Source organism: Spirosoma spitsbergense DSM 19989 (assembly GCF_000374085.1).
GTDB lineage: Bacteria > Bacteroidota > Bacteroidia > Cytophagales > Spirosomataceae > Spirosoma > Spirosoma spitsbergense.
Window position 1 is genome coordinate 45,973 of sequence record NZ_KB893560.1, and the last position, 15,135, is coordinate 61,107.

The 15,135-nt window shown below is 50.6% G+C and carries 15 protein-coding genes; 3 read left to right on the forward strand and 12 right to left on the reverse strand.

The window, feature by feature from the left end; all coding sequences use genetic code 11:
* Window positions 1-118 precede the first annotated feature (118 nt).
* The gene (locus B157_RS0120850) at window positions 119-1,927 is read right to left on the reverse strand and encodes an SGNH/GDSL hydrolase family protein (protein ID WP_020605249.1); all 1,809 of its coding nucleotides are present in this window, start codon (window positions 1,925-1,927) and stop codon (window positions 119-121) included.
* A gap of 140 nt (window positions 1,928-2,067) precedes the next feature.
* On the opposite strand from B157_RS0120850, the gene B157_RS0120855 reads away from it, so the two are divergent.
* On the forward strand, window positions 2,068-2,742 hold the full coding sequence (locus tag B157_RS0120855) for an EboA domain-containing protein (protein ID WP_026308852.1): 675 nt from the start codon (window positions 2,068-2,070) through the stop codon (window positions 2,740-2,742).
* Between the two features lie 71 nt (window positions 2,743-2,813).
* On the opposite strand, the gene B157_RS0120860 is transcribed toward B157_RS0120855, so the two are convergent.
* Window positions 2,814-3,467: a hypothetical protein gene (locus B157_RS0120860; protein WP_020605251.1), complete on the reverse strand. Its 654-nt coding sequence runs from the start codon at window positions 3,465-3,467 to the stop codon at window positions 2,814-2,816.
* A 6-nt stretch (window positions 3,468-3,473) separates the two neighbouring features.
* Window positions 3,474-4,154, reverse strand: coding sequence for a DUF4136 domain-containing protein (locus B157_RS0120865; RefSeq protein ID WP_026308853.1), 681 nt, complete (start codon window positions 4,152-4,154; stop codon window positions 3,474-3,476).
* Between the two features lie 158 nt (window positions 4,155-4,312).
* Between B157_RS0120865 and B157_RS0120870 the strand changes: the two genes are divergently transcribed.
* Together B157_RS0120870 and eboC are read left to right on the forward strand one after the other, a co-directional pair.
* On the forward strand, window positions 4,313-5,245 hold the full coding sequence (locus tag B157_RS0120870) for a TatD family hydrolase (RefSeq protein WP_020605253.1): 933 nt from the start codon (window positions 4,313-4,315) through the stop codon (window positions 5,243-5,245).
* 72 nt (window positions 5,246-5,317) lie between these two features.
* Window positions 5,318-6,193, forward strand: a complete 876-nt coding sequence (eboC, locus tag B157_RS0120875) for a UbiA-like protein EboC (RefSeq protein ID WP_020605254.1) — start codon at window positions 5,318-5,320, stop codon at window positions 6,191-6,193.
* A 116-nt stretch (window positions 6,194-6,309) separates the two neighbouring features.
* Here the strand turns inward: eboC and B157_RS0120880 are convergent, their stop codons facing one another.
* The 9 genes from B157_RS0120880 to B157_RS36940 form a co-directional block, all read right to left on the reverse strand.
* Window positions 6,310-6,741 carry a BrxA/BrxB family bacilliredoxin gene (locus tag B157_RS0120880; RefSeq protein WP_026308854.1) on the reverse strand — a complete coding sequence of 144 codons (432 nt, stop codon included), beginning with the start codon at window positions 6,739-6,741 and terminating at the stop codon, window positions 6,310-6,312.
* A 98-nt stretch (window positions 6,742-6,839) separates the two neighbouring features.
* Window positions 6,840-7,151 carry a DUF59 domain-containing protein gene (locus B157_RS0120885; RefSeq protein ID WP_020605256.1) on the reverse strand — a complete coding sequence of 104 codons (312 nt, stop codon included), beginning with the start codon at window positions 7,149-7,151 and terminating at the stop codon, window positions 6,840-6,842.
* A 20-nt stretch (window positions 7,152-7,171) separates the two neighbouring features.
* On the reverse strand, window positions 7,172-7,618 hold the full coding sequence (locus tag B157_RS0120890; RefSeq protein ID WP_020605257.1) for a SufE family protein: 447 nt from the start codon (window positions 7,616-7,618) through the stop codon (window positions 7,172-7,174).
* Window positions 7,584-7,913, reverse strand: coding sequence for a type II toxin-antitoxin system RelE/ParE family toxin (locus tag B157_RS0120895; protein ID WP_020605258.1), 330 nt, complete (start codon window positions 7,911-7,913; stop codon window positions 7,584-7,586). The genes B157_RS0120890 and B157_RS0120895 overlap by 35 nt, the downstream gene beginning before the upstream one ends.
* Window positions 7,901-8,107: a hypothetical protein gene (locus B157_RS35820; protein WP_020605259.1), complete on the reverse strand. Its 207-nt coding sequence runs from the start codon at window positions 8,105-8,107 to the stop codon at window positions 7,901-7,903. Before B157_RS35820 ends, B157_RS0120895 begins: the two co-directional genes overlap by 13 nt.
* Before the next feature lie 21 nt (window positions 8,108-8,128).
* Window positions 8,129-9,367 (reverse strand): cysteine desulfurase, encoded by a 1,239-nt coding sequence (locus tag B157_RS0120905; protein WP_020605260.1) that lies wholly within the window; start codon window positions 9,365-9,367, stop codon window positions 8,129-8,131.
* Window positions 9,368-9,542: 175 nt separating this feature from the next.
* Complete coding sequence (sufD, locus tag B157_RS0120910) at window positions 9,543-10,865, reverse strand: Fe-S cluster assembly protein SufD (protein ID WP_020605261.1); 1,323 nt, start codon at window positions 10,863-10,865, stop codon at window positions 9,543-9,545.
* Window positions 10,866-10,952: 87 nt separating this feature from the next.
* Window positions 10,953-11,702 carry a Fe-S cluster assembly ATPase SufC gene (sufC, locus tag B157_RS0120915; RefSeq protein WP_020605262.1) on the reverse strand — a complete coding sequence of 250 codons (750 nt, stop codon included), beginning with the start codon at window positions 11,700-11,702 and terminating at the stop codon, window positions 10,953-10,955.
* 417 nt (window positions 11,703-12,119) lie between these two features.
* The gene (locus tag B157_RS36940) at window positions 12,120-15,095 is read right to left on the reverse strand and encodes a DUF11 domain-containing protein (protein WP_052647021.1); all 2,976 of its coding nucleotides are present in this window, start codon (window positions 15,093-15,095) and stop codon (window positions 12,120-12,122) included.
* Window positions 15,096-15,135: the final 40 nt, after the last annotated feature.

Genomic DNA, 15,135 nt, shown 5'->3' on the forward strand with positions numbered 1-15,135 from the left:
TCGGGTCAACGGGCCGTCCACATGTCAACACCAGACAGTGGGTGTACGGTTCAACGTACCCATCAGGTGTATCTACAGGGGGGGAACTGTGTTATACGGATGTTTGAGCGACGCTGGCTTATTTCTTCCCTTTAATGACTGGTTCGGTCGCTTTCAGATAAGGTACTAATTTGGTGGCCAACTGCCGATAGCCTTCAGCGTTGGGATGCAGGCCGTCACCGAATAGCGACTCGTTGATTTTACTATCGGGCTGTAAGAACATGGTGCCCGGCTGAATGAACGTTGCGTTTAGTTCGCCTGCTACCTGGGCGATGCGATGGTTCAGAGCTGCCACCCGCCCTTCCAGTTGTTGGCGGGGTAATATGCCAATCAACAAAATATCGGCATTGGGCTGTCGGGCCTGTATAGCCCGTATCAGAAAGGCAAGACCGTCACTGATTTCTGCGTCTGTGTTGAGTTGCAGGTTGTTGGTGCCAATCATCAGCATAATTTGGGCTGGGGCATAACCATCCAGTTCCCCGTGGTAAACCCGCCAAAGCACGTTTTCAATCCGGTCCCAGCCATAGCCCATATTTTGAACGCCCAGGGGTTTCATGACCGCATTCCAGCTATCGGCTCCCCTTGCCGGGGCCCCCTGGGGTTCACCCCCCCAGAAATGGGTTATGGAGTTACCGAAGAAAAGAATGCGGGGTGGTTTATTTTTCAGCCGGTCCAAAATGTCGTTGTGCCTAGTTTCCCAGTCATATACATTGGCATCCCGGTATTGCGTTCGGGGCTTCATGGTGGACAGTTCACCGACGGGTTCGTTCAGGATAAAGCGAATGATGCGTTCATAGGCATCAGCGTATTGCTGCATGCCCAGGTCAGTAGGGTGGGTGCCATCTACCGTGGCATCGGCATCCAGATTAATGGCCGATTTGGGCAGGAGATACAGCTTCTGAATGCCCTCGCTTTTCAGTTGCGCAAACGCCTGTTGCATCAACTCATTTACTTCCGTGTAAAGTCGCCGTCGGCCGGGGTTAAGGCCGCCCTCCGAATACCCCGCGTGTTCAACCAGCAGAATCGGCGTATTGGGTTTTTGTTTCCGGAGCGTTTTCACCGATTCACTAATCCGGGCTTTTATTTCGTCGGGTTTAATACCGACCGTTGCTACCAGGTTCGGCAGGCAGTCCAGCACATACAGTTTTGCGTCGATGTCCGGGAGCAACTCAACGACTTCTTTTTCCAGCCGACCATTGCCCGAAAAGCCGAGGTTGATAACGGGCCGGTCAAGTTTGCGCCCCAGAATAGCGGTCCAGGCCATACCCGGCCGCGAGGCACAGGCACCCTGCGCAATGGACGTGCCGTAAATAACGATGGGCTTATCGTTCCGAACGGGCAACGGTGTTAGCGTTACACCCGTCGGTACTCCGATTTCGAGCCACTGAACGGAGTTATATAAAGGCAGGTAAAGTCGGTATTCACGCCCTTTTTTATGGTAGGCATCGTTCGGCTCCAGGTTGGTAAACCGGTATTGAATGGTATCCCCAAACGTGTATTTACCCGCACACCAAAGCGCGTCGCCGTCGCTGTTTACCCCGTACAAATCAACCCCGCTAACGCCCGTAGCGGGCATGTGCGGGAGTGCCTGTTTGCCTGAAACCGTGTATCGGACTACAACCTGGTCTGTACTGGCCCGAAACCGGATCATCAGCCCGGCTGCATTATGCGCTAAGTTCCATACCACTGGGCGAACGCTTTTTTCGGCCTTAGCGGGTAGCCTGTCGTAGGGGTTCTGGACATCCTTCCCCGACCATCCCTGCCCTTCAATAACGGGTATAGTGCTCTGGGCAGGATTCCACCAAACATAGTCCGTTACCGGTTGGGCAAGGATGATCAGGTTCGCTGAACAAAGGAATGCGACTAAAATGAGTACTATTTTTTTCATGAGTAACCGTGAAGGGTAGGAGTTACGCGAAACGAAACCAGACAGTCAGAACGTGTTCTGATTGATGAAAGGCAAGTATAGGCAACTACTAATGTGATTTTGATGCATAAGGGTACGAATTCCGCCCTTATTTTTGTCCTATGACTATCTCCCAAATGAGCCAGACGCTGTTTTACCTCATTGAACAGCAAGCTAACAGCGAAAAAGCGGTCACCTACCTGCGTCAGCAGACGGATGCGTTACAGGCTGAACCAAAGAACGCTACCTTCTATCGTGTGTTCACAGCTTTGCCGCGTTTTGTAGGTAAACAACCCATTGAGGTTCCGGCCGACATGGCTTTCGCACTGGAGCGCGTTCGGCCAGGATTCACGGTGACGGGGTGGACGCTGGATCGGCTGGCACGGGTCTGGTGGTTACTTCAACTGCCGGTCGATGATCAGACTGCGTACGTCAACACCATCAGCCAGCTTTTTAAGGCGGGCGAACTCAATGAGCTGGTGGCTCTTTACTCGGCCCTGCCGGTATTGGCTCATCCGGAAGCCTGGCGGTTTCAGGCAACCGAAGGCATTCGGAATAATATTGCCGATGTACAATCGGCTATTATGCTGCACAATCCATATCCACGGGATTATTTCGACGAGGCAGCCTGGAATCAGATGGTGCTGAAAGCCTTCTTTACGGATAAAGACGTTACGCAGATTACCGGATTGAATGAACGCAAAAACGCCCGGCTCGCTCAAACGTTGGCGGACTATGCCGCCGAACGCCGGGCTGCCGGGCGCAGTTTACCCCCTCACATTGAGGAGTTGATGTAAGGTTTATGGCTGGCTGATGCATATGAAAAGTAATGTTTGCGTCAGCCAACCATAAACTGAAAACACCAACCTTAGTGGAACCGGTACGAAATACCGGCCGAAAGCATCAGCGATGGCGCGGAGTCTTTTAGCTGGTCGTAGTTGAAGAAGATGTTCTGGTATTGCGCCTGAATTTCGGCACCCAACCCCTGCTCCCGTTTGCCATAGTATTTCAGCCCAATAGCGGGCGCGATGGCTCCTTTAAACCCATTTTTCTGATCGGATAATGGGCCAAAATAGTTTGTATAATCAATGTAAGCACCACCACCCGCCATTTGTATGTAGGGTCGGATGGCATCAGCATTCCCGGCAAAATAATACGACAGGGAAGCCATAGCCGGAATTACGGACAGCGTGCGGGTCTGCACGGCTGAAACTGACTGATTGTCGTATTGATATACCTGCCGGGGTATCCGCTGGCTTGTGTACTGATAACCGGTTTTGATGCCTACCGAAAACCGCTGCGGAAATAACCATTCCCCTTCCAGGGCCAGGTTGGTCGGCGATAGCTTGTCGATGTACCCTTTCTGACCACCCAATGGCATGGATACACCGTATCGGGCGGCAATGTTGAATGTGACATAGCGATCATACAGGGACGATTCGCCGGAATAAATATTCTGATACTGTGCCCAGGCCGCAGTTGTCAGACTGAGCAGGGTAATGAGTGCAATGATACGTTTCATGATTTTTTATTGAGCAGCCTTCAAATAAGGCGATTGACTAAAAATGGCATTAGTAGCCGTATTAACGGCCTGCGTGTCGGTAACATCGGATCCCCGCACTGTTGCATCGTAGATAACATTCAGTTGGGGTTTGTCGGTACCGGAAGTGGTGGGCGCATTTTTTAAATCGACCATCTGAATCTCCCAGTACTGTTCCGATACCTGATACGTGTAATAGCTTTGATAATAGGGCGAATAGCCATAGCCACCCAGCCCTCCGTACCCATAGCCACCACCCCAGTAGTTTGAGTAGTAGGAATACGGATTCGACGCGATACCCGTGTACTGATTATCGACCCGGATAACGGCAACGCCCAGATCGGCGGGTTGGCCTTTCGCCACGCGCTGATACCCCCTGGCGGTCAGGGCTGCGGCTACATTCGAAACAAATTGATCGGCAACGCTACTCCGAACGGTCTGGTAGTTGTCATTCGACTGAATAACGACTGAGTCGGGCAGGCTGAACGTTTTATACTGACTAAAGTTGATCGAATTGTCGTAGTTGGTAATGTATACCGGGCTGTCAGCAGGGCTTAGATCATTAATGGCACTGTCGCGGCAACTGGTCAATACCCCACCTGCGGCCAGCAAAAGTAGGATCATCCAGATACTACCTTTCCCTACTGTGTGTTGTTTACTTGTATTCATACGTTTATTTGTTGTCTATCTATAAAACGAATAGACTATGATGAAGGTTATAGAATTGCATTAAAATCTGCCTAAAAATCATATGGGTAGAAGACAGATTTTTAAGAACTTTGCCCGCTCATTACCGCACAGGCCAACGCGGTTAACCCAGACGTATTATGGATTTTATAGATTCCATTCGCGGTATGTCGTTTTTCGATATGCACGTTCATATGACCTCCCGAACCACCGACGATTATCAGGCTATGGCCGATGCAGGTGTGGTTGCCCTGATTGAACCCGCTTTCTGGCTGGGGCAACCTCGCACGGGTATCGACTCTTTCCGCGATTATTTTGCCAGTCTCGTCGGATGGGAGCGATTTCGGGCGTCGCAGTTTGGTATTCGGCATTATTGTACCATCGGTCTGAACTCCAAAGAAGCCAATCAGGAAGAGCTGGCTGAGCAGGTCATGGAAATCCTGCCGCTCTTCATCTACAAAGAAGGCGTGGTGGGCGTAGGTGAAATTGGGTTCGATGACCAGACAGCCGCCGAAGAGAAATATTACCGGGCGCAACTGGACCTGGCCAAAGAAGCGGGTCTGCCCGTACAGATCCATACGCCCCACCGGGATAAAAAACAGGGTACTATCCGTAGTATGGAAATTGCGCTGGAACACGGTCTGGAGCCGGGCATGGTGATCGTTGATCATAACAATGAAGAAACGGTTCGGGACGTGCTCGACCGGGGCTTCTGGGCGGGCTTTACCATTTATCCGTTCACCAAAATGGGTAATGAGCGTATGGTAGAGATTGTGAAGCAGTATGGACCGGAACGTATCATGATCAACTCCGCTGCCGACTGGGGTATCAGCGATCCGTTGGCCGTACCCAAAACAGCCGCCCTGATGAAGCAGCGTGGTATTTCGGACGAAGCTATCAAACTCGTAACGTTTACGAATGCCGTTACGGCCTTTGCACAGAGTGGCCAGCTTAGTCTGGAAGAACTTACCCAGCCCATCGGCATCGACCAGAGTCAGCGTTTCAATGGTAGTTCTGTACTGCGTGGCGGTCAGGCACCGAGGGTAGATAAAGAATCAACGATAATTAAATAATGGTGAACGGGTGAAAGAGCGATTACTGCCGAATAGCTTTTGCTCTTTCACCCGTTCACTCTTTCGCTCTTTATGTTAAAAGCGCTTCTCTCCCTCACCCGGCCTGCAAATCTGGTTACTGCCATTGCCGATGTGCTGGCCGGTATGGCTATCGCGGGTTATTTTTTATTGCCTGAACCAGCCGCTGCTCCCGTTGGCTGGCTTGCGCTGGCCACGGTTGGTCTGTATGGCGGAGGAGTCGTATTCAACGACGTTTTTGATGCCGAACTGGATGCCATCGAACGACCCGAGAGACCCATTCCAAGTGGCGTTGTTCAAAAACAAACAGCTGTTTTGCTGGGTATTGGCCTGCTGTTTGTAGGTATAGCCGCTTCGTTTCTGGTTAACCAGACCGCCGGGTTCCTGGCCATTGGCATTACGGTTGCTTCGTTAGTATATGATCGCTTCGGAAAGCATCATTCCTGGCTGGGGCCGGTCAATATGGGGCTTTGTCGTGGCCTTAACTTATTGCTGGGTGTTAGCATTTTACCCGAAGAGGTGATACCCTGGATTTGGGTTGGTGTAGTGCCCATTGCCTACATTGCGGCTATTACAATGATTAGCCGGGGAGAGGTACACGGCGGAAGTCCGGTTACGCTCCGGGTGGCGGGGTTACTGTATGCGCTGGTAATTGGTTGTGTAGCAGCCCTGGCGCAACGGCAGCAGCAGTTGGGAACGGCGCTTCCCTTTTTACTCCTGTTTGGTTACTACATCTTCCCTCCCCTCTGGCGGGCCGTGAAAGATCCCGTAGGGCGGAATATTGGCCTGGCGGTAAAAGCAGGTGTGTTGTCCCTCATCGTTATGAATGCGGCCTGGGTAGCGGCTTTTGCCTCCTTTCCGCTGGCTTTCCTGGTTTTCTGCCTGTTGCCACTATCCCGATTGATGGCCAAAGTATTTGCTGTAACCTAAAAAAAAGTCATTGGCTATCATTTTTCGTCATTCGTGTTCATTCGTCGTTGTTATCGACCTAATGACAATTAATGACGGAAAATGACAACCAATGACTAAAAAATGAACACTAGTATCTAAGCGTTCGCTGGGGTGCAAAACTCTTCCAGGGCCATTTCCAGGTGCTGGGCAATCATTTGCGCCGAACGGCCTTCAATGTGGTGCCGCTCAATAAAATGCACCAGATCACCATCTTTGAAAATGCCGATGGCTGGCGACGATGGAGGATAGGGTAACAGGTATTCGCGCATTTTAGCCGTGGCTTCCAGGTCACCACCGGCAAATACGGATACCATTTTGTCTGGTTTTACCGGGCTGGCTGCCAGAGCCGCCTTCACACCCGGACGGGCCGCACCGGCGGCACAGCCACATACCGAATTGACCACGACAAGCATGGTACCTTCGGCATTTTCCATGGTGTTGACCACTTCTTCTTCAGTGGTTAATTCTTCGAACCCAACACTGGTCAGGTCTTCCCGCATGGGGATAAGCAAATGAGGAGGATACATAATTAGTTATCAGTTAAACAGTTGGTAGTCGGTCAGTAAAAGTCACACAATTCGATAACGATGATCGACTGGCAGACTGTTTAACTGACCAACTTTTTTTACATAAATCCCAGTTCCAGTTTGGCTACTTCCGACATTAGTTCGGTGGAGTAGGGGGGATCGAACGTAAGTTCGACGCTAACGTCGCTCACTCCCTCTATAGCCCGTACCTTCTCTTCAATCTCTGCCGGAATCTCGCCTGCCGATGGGCAGGAGGGGGAGGTGAGTGTCATGAGGATATAGACATTGTTAACCGGGAATATCTTGATGTCGTAAATGAGGCCCAGTTCGTACACATCCACCGGAATTTCGGGATCATATACGCCTTTGAGAGCCAGTACAACCTGTTCTTTTAGTTCTTCGTCTGTCATTGTCATTGTCTGTATCATTGCTACCTGTTCTCGGCCACGGAATAGGCCTTTCCAAATGCTTTCATGCGTTCAATCATAGAGGCCAGTCCACCAGCCCGCAACGAGGTAATCAGATTACCCATGCCTACCTGAGGGATAAAATACAAGTCGGCATTGGCAACGTCTTCTGGTTTCTGCCCCGACAAGACCCTGACCAGCAAGCCAACCAGGCCTTTAGAAATCTGGGCGGTCGGTTCGCTATCTCCGTAAAAATACAGCCGGGGCACGCCAGCCCGGTCATCTTTTAGTTCAGCATCCACCCATACTTTTGACTGACAGCCCATAATCCGGTTTTCGTCGGTTTTCTGGGCTTCCGGCATTGGGGACAGTTTTTTGCCTAAATCAATGATATACTGCGTCTTGTCGAGTTGATCGTCGAACAAGTCAAATTCCTCAATGATTTCGTCCTGCTTCTCGTTGATTGTCATATTTATATTTTCCGAGTGGTTGCTGCATGGACCGAACAGTAACAATCGTAATGGTATTATTCTGAAATGTGTAAACGATCCTGTACTGTCCTGCAAATATCTCGCGGATAAATGAAACATTTAGTTCAGGTACCATTCGTCCCATTTCGGGAAAAACAAGTAGGTTGTCTAGCTTACGTTCAATTTCATCTGCCCAGCTTGCTGCATAAGTTGCACTCCCTTCAAACAGATAGCCATATATAGTGCGAGCGTTCTCTTTGGCTTTATCTTCCCAAACAAGCTTTATTTCTTCCATGAGCGAATGTCAAGCATAGCATCTTTGTGAGGTGTTACATGCCCCGCTTCTGCCTGTTCAATTCCAGTCGCAATACTTTGAATAAACAAAATGTGCTCAATTAGCGCGTCAGCAGATATTTGGTCCGGTAATTCCTTTAGGCTATCCAGAACCTGCGCTTTGCTGAGCAGCGTTTCAGTTACTATCGGTGTCATATCTTTCGTGGAGTTTGTTGCTTACAACATCATCTTCTGAACCCGTTTCAACCCTACTATAAGCCGGTCAATTTCGTCTCTGGTGTTATAAACGGCAAAGGAGGCCCGCGTAGTTCCGGCAATGCCGAAGCGTTGCATCAGCGGCATGGTGCAGTGATGTCCCGTCCGGACGGCGATGCCCTGCTGGTCCAGAATAACGCCCGTATCCTGGTGGTGAATGCCTTCCAGTACAAAGGAAATGACGCCAATTTTGTGTTTGGCCTGTCCGATAATCCGCAATCCGTCCAGCTCGTTCAGTTGCTCCGTACCGTACTGAAGTAAGTCGTTTTCGTGGGCGGCTATAATTTCTTTTCCCAAGTCGGCCATATACTCCAGCGCGCTCTTCACCGCTACTACATCGGCAATATTAGGCGTACCTGCTTCAAATTTGTACGGTATATCGTTGTAGGTCGTCTTTTCAAACGTTACCTCCTTAATCATTTCGCCCCCACCCCGGTAGGGCGGCATGGCGTCCAGAATTTCTTTCTTACCATATAGAACACCCATGCCCGTTGGACCGTACAACTTATGGGCCGAGAAAACATAGAAATCAGCGTCCAGCGCCTGTACGTCCAGCTCCATGTGCGAACTGGCCTGGGCGCCATCAATCAACACAACGGCACCCACTTCGTGCGCCTTATCAATGATGGTTTTGACCGGATTGATGGTGCCAAGCGAATTGGAAACGTGAACCACCGAAACTAGCTTGGTCTTTTCGGAAAGGAGCTTTTCGTATTCCTCCAGAATCAGTTCGCCATTTTCATCAACCGGAATTACCCGCAGCACACAGCCCCGTTCCTCGCAGAGCATCTGCCAGGGAACAATGTTGGAGTGGTGCTCCATGGTAGAGATAATTATCTCGTCCCCCGCTTTTAAAAACCGCCGACCATAGCTGTCAGCTACCAGATTGATACCGTCGGTAGTACCGTACGTAAAAATGATTTCCTGCCAGTGTCGGGCATTCAAAAACGTTTGAACCGCCCGGCGCGAGTCTTCAAAAGCCGCCGTTGCCTGCTCGGCCAGATGGTGAATACCCCGGTGAATGTTCGCATTATAGCCTTCATAATACCGGGTAAGGGCATCAATAACTGACTGCGGTTTCTGAGTGGTAGCCGCATTGTCGAAGTAAACCAGGGGCCGACCGTTTATTTCCTGATGAAGGATGGGGAAATCCCGGCGGATTTGCTGAATATCGAGGACGTTGTCTATGGCTGATTGCATGGGCAATAGTAGGAAGTGTTTTACTAAAGAGACAACAATTTGGAAGGCGGAAAGGTGCTCCTTTCAACGAATAATGGATAATGCACCGCTCGGGCGGCTCCGAATGCCAGACTGAGAGCCATTACTCATTCGGGGCCGCCTGCGCGGTGCATTATCCATTATTCCTTCTGCGAAATTACTTACCCAGTTTAGCTGTTACTACCCGCTCCAGATACTCGCGGATGGGCTGAATTTTGATCTGGCTCAGCACGTCCTGCGAGAAGGCGTAGAGCAGCAGTGTCCGGGCTTCGTCTTTGGGAATACCGCGTGAACGCATGTAAAACAGGGCTTCATCGTTGAGCTGACCCGTGGTAGTGCCGTGCGAACATTTCACGTCATCGGCATAGATTTCCAGTTGGGGCTTCGTATTCATCGTTGCGCCGGGCGACAGTACCACATTTTTGCACGACTGGTAGGCGTTCGTTTTCTGCGCGTCAGGCCGAACGAAAATCTTGCCGTTGAATACGCCCGTACTGTTGTCGTCAAGAATGCCTTTGTAGAGTTCGTTGCTATACGAATTAGGCATGGCGTGGTCAACAAGCGTGTGGTTGTCTACGTGCTGACGACCGTTTGGCATGTATAAGCCATACATGAATGCTTCGGTATATTGCCCGTCGAGCCTGATATTCAGATTGTTGCGTACAAAGCTGCCATTGAGTGTTACCGTTGCGGAATAGAAGTGGCTATTGTCCTTCTGGTTAACCTGCGTCGTGCCAATATGGTAAGCCTTCTCGGTCTCATCCTGCACTTTGTAGTATTGCATCCGGGCATCGTGGTCCAGCACAATTTCGGTCACGACATTCACAAAACTGGCTCCTTCGCCCAGGGTACGATAAGATTCCGCCAGCATCAGTTCTGAATTCCTGCCTACCACGATGAGGTTACGGGGTTGCGAGGCAATGTTCTTCGTCCGGGAGTCGGTAATGAAGCGAAGGATAATGGGTTGTTCCACCGTTGTATTGTCCGGAACCCGCACCACAACGCCATCACTGGCTAGGGCTGTATTCAGGGCCGTGAAGCTGTTTTCCTGGTAGTTGGCGTACTGGGCAAAGTGCCTGTCTATCAGGTCTGGTTCGCTTTTGAGGGCACTGGCAAAGCTTGTAATCTGTAACTGACTGGCAGGACTGGCAATGCGTGAAAGCTCCGGATGGTAACGACCGTTGACAAAGTACAGAATAGTACCGTCGAGGTTTGGAATTTCGAGCGGGGCTAGGTCACCTGGTGTCAGCGTTGTTGTTCCATCGAGCTCAAAAGCCTGTTTCATCAGACCGCTCACATTCGAGTATTTCCACTCTTCGTGCCGGATAGTGGGAAAACCCAACTGGTCAAACTGCCTGAGGGCCGCCCGTCTGATTTGGTGCAACGGCGCTTTTCGCTCACCATTCATCCGTTCTTCATTGTCCCGGAAAGAGGCCAGCAATTGCTCTTTAAAATCGTTATAGGATGCGTAGGGGGTCATATCTTTGATGTATGGTGTATGATGTATGGTATATGGTATGTATCAGTCAGCAAGACGCTTTATACATCATATATAATACTTCATCCATCAGTTTGCTTCGGCTTTAATCCAGTCGTAGCCCTTTTCTTCGAGTTCGAGAGCCAGTTCTTTAGGCCCTGATTTTACGATTCGTCCTTTGTACAGCACATGTACGAAGTCGGGAACAATGTAATCCAGAAGGCGCTGGTAGTGGGTTACCACGATCGTAGCCCGGTCGGGAGACCGGAGTTGATTAACACCATCGGCCACAATACGTAACGCGTCGATGTCCAGGCCAGAATCCGTTTCGTCCAGAATAGCCAGTTTCGGTTCGAGCATGGCCATCTGAAATATTTCGTTCCGCTTCTTTTCTCCGCCTGAAAACCCTTCGTTCAATGAACGGCTCAGCAACGACTGGTCGATGTTGACGAGCTTCATTTTTTCTTTCATCAACTTCAGAAACTGAACAGCGTCGAGTGGTTCCTGACCGCGGTATTTACGGATTTCGTTGAGGGCCGTTTTCAGAAAGTTGGTTGTACTAACTCCTGGAATTTCTACCGGATACTGAAACGCCAGGAAAATGCCTTCGGCAGCGCGCTCTTCAATAGCCATGTCCAGTAAATCCTTTCCATCATAACGTACGCTGCCATCCGTTACTTCATAATCTTCACGACCTGCAAGTACCGAGGCTAATGTACTCTTGCCCGCGCCATTCGGACCCATAATGGCGTGTATCTCACCGGCATTGACTTCCAGATCGAGACCTCGTAGTATTTCTTTGTTGCCAATGGAGGCATGTAAATTACTGATGGATAACATAATACGTTTTAGCGTGACGGGCAAATAAAGCCGCAAAGTTAACAGATAGAACGGTATCTGCTTTTGTACGTAACAAAAACGGTTACTCAAAAGTTGACTTACCCATTTCTTATTCGGCTATGCTACTCAATTCTACCTCTGAGGCTATCTATATTACCGTTATTTTAATTGCTTGAAAACCTGCAAATGGTTGATAAGTAGCGTCTGGTCGTATTTTTTGCGTAGTGTAGTGAACGTCCAGTTCTGGCTATCAAGCTGGGATAGGTTTCTTCAGGCGATGGCAAAAGAAGCAAACACACACAAAAACCTTCCGGGTGACGTAATAAATACAGCCAATCGGAAGGTTTTTGTGGTTAACCACTGGCTGGGAAGCCGGTATGGTTTCAGGAGTCGAACCTGCTTATCCCATAATCCAGGTTACCTGGCCCGTTTATTTTTCTGAATCACGAACGGTACGCACGCATCTGCCGGGCACTCGCAGGCGGTTGGCACCAGCATTGTTGTTACATCGCGGTAGCAGCCCGACCGGTTGTAGACCCTAACCGTATAGGACTGACTGGAAACCGGATTTGCCAGGTTATTGACCAATACACCATCTATCGGTATGGTCTGTGCGCTACCCGATAGAGAAGCTGACGGGTTAAATTGTGTTCCCAGCGAATACTGATAGGTAAAGGATGGATCGAATTCGCTAATCACCAGTTTGCCGTTGGCTTGAGGAGTATTAGTAGTGCAGGTTACCGGCACAGTCATGGCCTTGAAAGAAGACAACGTATCGAACTCAACAATGAACGGACAGCAACTAAAGTCAGGGCATAGACCAGTTCCGCCTGATGGATCAAGGCTGTAACTGCCAGGGGCGGTCACAACCAGAATGTGGTTTGTTTCCCCCCTTATTTCCAAGCCGTTCCTAAACCAGCGATAGGTACTCCGGCCTTGCCTGGCAATCAGACTAAAGCTATATACTGAACCAGGGCATACTTTAACGGGTACGGAGGTGCACACAATAGCGGTATCACCCTGTACGGTTGCGGTATTGTAAAGAATACCCGTCGAATCGACCTTAGCCTTGAAGACAAGTGACAGTCTCTCATTGGGGGCGAGAGTGGCTACAGTCCAGGTACTTACCCTTCCTCCCGGAGTGAAAATTGTTCCGGCTGGAGCCGTGGCTGAATTAGGCACGTATGTCAATCCGATTGAGGCAGAATCACGTACTACTGCGTTGATTAAGTCTGTATTACCAGAGTTGGTCAGAACCAGCGTATAGCTTAGTATGTCACCCACCTTTGCTTTTGTCTTATCAACATTACCCGTAGGCACCGGTGCTGCTGGGACCCGTCCGTTAGGCGATTTAGTGACCACCGTATCTGGAGTAACAGCCAGCGATATGTGGGGGGTAGCGAAACAGGCGGCTGGAGCCGTGTAGGTAGTTGTCACTGGTGTATACACTGTAGAGGCAGAGCGGCTGCTATTGCAGGCTTCCAGCCAGTTATAACGGAATGTGCTTTGTACCTGATCCTGCTGGGCATTCACCGTCACTATTGGGTTGTCGGTGTAAAAATTCAGGGTGTAGGGCCCCGCGATGGTTGTAGGCATAATCTCATTAGTGACAGAGAAACTAATCGGACTACCATTTACGCCCGTGTATTCAGGTGCAAATGTTACCTGACGCTGAGTGGCACTAACTGCGATACAGTTAACGGTACTCACATGGTCAATAGTAAAGGGGCCAGTGCTGTTAGAGGGGAGGGGGGTATAGTCCGTTCCGCTAACAGTGACACTTCGGGCACCACTACCTGAAGGTAGCCCCATCAGACTGAAGCTTACTGTGGTCTGGCCACCTGTCACACTCAGAACAGTACTCCTTTTGCCGTCAGTTACCAGGAGAGAACCAGCCACAGCATTCGTCAGGTTGATAGTTCCTGTTAGTTTATACTGATTAGTAGCTGGATCACACGTCTCAGGATTTACCGTCAGCGCCAGTGCTGCAAGAACCGGATTCGGAACTGGATCTGAAGCAGGAGCTTTACAGGAAGCAGGTGCCTGGTAGACAGCCGATACAGGTGTATAGCCAGTAGTGTTCGTAGTAGATCCAGGATTTGTTGCGCAAGCCTGTAACCAGTTGTATCGGAATGAATCATTCGATCCGCCCTGTTGTGCATAAAGGGTGATCATTGGATTATCAGTATACAATTTCAGACTGTATGGGCCTGGGCTTGTAGTAGGAAGTAACTCGTTTGTTACAGAGAAGCTAACAGGTTCATTATTTAAGCCCGCATATTGAGGAATAAACAGTACCTGCCGAAGACCTGCTGATAAGGTCAGGCAATTCACCGTTGTTACACCAACGATGGCAATGTGAGCAGGACTTGTGGGCGGTCCCTGTGTATAACCTACATCACTAACAATCACTGTGTGGGAACCGCTCCCCGAACTCAGGCCCGTCAGGCTAAAGCTGGCCGATATCTGCCCCGCCGTTACCGGTATTATTTTGTTCACCGTTCCATCAGTAACGAGTAATGAACTGGATACTGCATTGGTAAGGGTAATTGTACCTGCCAGGTTATACTGGTTAGTGGTTGGGTTACAACTGCCCGGCGCTACACTTATGGCCATGGTGGGTGTCCTGATGGGGGTTACCGAACAGGAGGCTGGGGCGGTGTAATTAGCCGATACCGCCGTGTATCCTGTTGTAACACCTTTGCCGCCCCTGTTGCAGACTTCGAGCCATTTGTAGGTGAAGCTGCTCTGCACACTACCCTGCTGAGCCGTTATAAGGATGGCCGGGTTGTCATTGTAGAGNTTGAGCGTGTAGGGCCCCGCTGTGGTGGTCGAGGCAATCTGACCAAACATCGAGAAGGTAATTGGTGAACCATCGACACCGATATACTGGGGGTTGAAGCTCACCCGGCGCTGGGTGGCACTCAGGGTAGTGCAGCTGATGGTGTTCACCCCCGCAATGGCGAAACTGCCCGCCGTGGTGGTGGTGGAGGTGGGACTGTAGCCCGCACCGCTAACGGTGACGGTGTGGGCACCACTGCCTGCCGGCAAACCAGCCAGACTGAAACTGGCCGAGGTTTGTCCGGCTGTCACATTCAGGGTGGTGGAGGCACTGCCATCGGTGATGGTGAGCGAGCCGGCCACGGCGTTGGTCAGGCTGATGGTGCCTGACAGGGTGTACTGGTTGGTGGTGGGGGCACAGCTGCCTGGCGTTACGGCTAGGGCCAGCACCGGTGGGTTTCCGGGTGTTGGTGTTACCGAGCAGGAAGTCGGTGCGGTGTAGGTCGTTGACGTGGTAGAATACCCCGCACCGCTGAGGGTGAGGGTGTGGGCACCACTGCCCGCCGACAAACCAGCCAGACTGAAACTGGCGGATGCCTGTCCGGCCGTCATGTTGAGGGTGGTGGAGGCACTGCCATCGGTGATGGTGAGC

Coding starts and splice junctions, on each gene's coding strand:
- eboC (WP_020605254.1), top strand. CDS start 5,318: ATGTTAAAAGCGCTTCTCTCCCTCACCCGGCCTGCAAATCTGGTTACT.
- B157_RS0120905 (WP_020605260.1), bottom strand. CDS start 9,367: ATGCAATCAGCCATAGACAACGTCCTCGATATTCAGCAAATCCGCCGG.
- B157_RS0120855 (WP_026308852.1), top strand. CDS start 2,068: ATGACTATCTCCCAAATGAGCCAGACGCTGTTTTACCTCATTGAACAG.
- B157_RS0120880 (WP_026308854.1), bottom strand. CDS start 6,741: ATGTATCCTCCTCATTTGCTTATCCCCATGCGGGAAGACCTGACCAGT.
- B157_RS35820 (WP_020605259.1), bottom strand. CDS start 8,107: ATGACACCGATAGTAACTGAAACGCTGCTCAGCAAAGCGCAGGTTCTG.
- B157_RS0120885 (WP_020605256.1), bottom strand. CDS start 7,151: ATGACAGACGAAGAACTAAAAGAACAGGTTGTACTGGCTCTCAAAGGC.
- B157_RS0120865 (WP_026308853.1), bottom strand. CDS start 4,154: ATGAATACAAGTAAACAACACACAGTAGGGAAAGGTAGTATCTGGATG.
- B157_RS0120895 (WP_020605258.1), bottom strand. CDS start 7,913: ATGGAAGAAATAAAGCTTGTTTGGGAAGATAAAGCCAAAGAGAACGCT.
- B157_RS0120870 (WP_020605253.1), top strand. CDS start 4,313: ATGGATTTTATAGATTCCATTCGCGGTATGTCGTTTTTCGATATGCAC.
- B157_RS0120850 (WP_020605249.1), bottom strand. CDS start 1,927: ATGAAAAAAATAGTACTCATTTTAGTCGCATTCCTTTGTTCAGCGAAC.
- B157_RS0120890 (WP_020605257.1), bottom strand. CDS start 7,618: ATGACAATCAACGAGAAGCAGGACGAAATCATTGAGGAATTTGACTTG.
- B157_RS0120860 (WP_020605251.1), bottom strand. CDS start 3,467: ATGAAACGTATCATTGCACTCATTACCCTGCTCAGTCTGACAACTGCG.
- sufC (WP_020605262.1), bottom strand. CDS start 11,702: ATGTTATCCATCAGTAATTTACATGCCTCCATTGGCAACAAAGAAATA.
- sufD (WP_020605261.1), bottom strand. CDS start 10,865: ATGACCCCCTACGCATCCTATAACGATTTTAAAGAGCAATTGCTGGCC.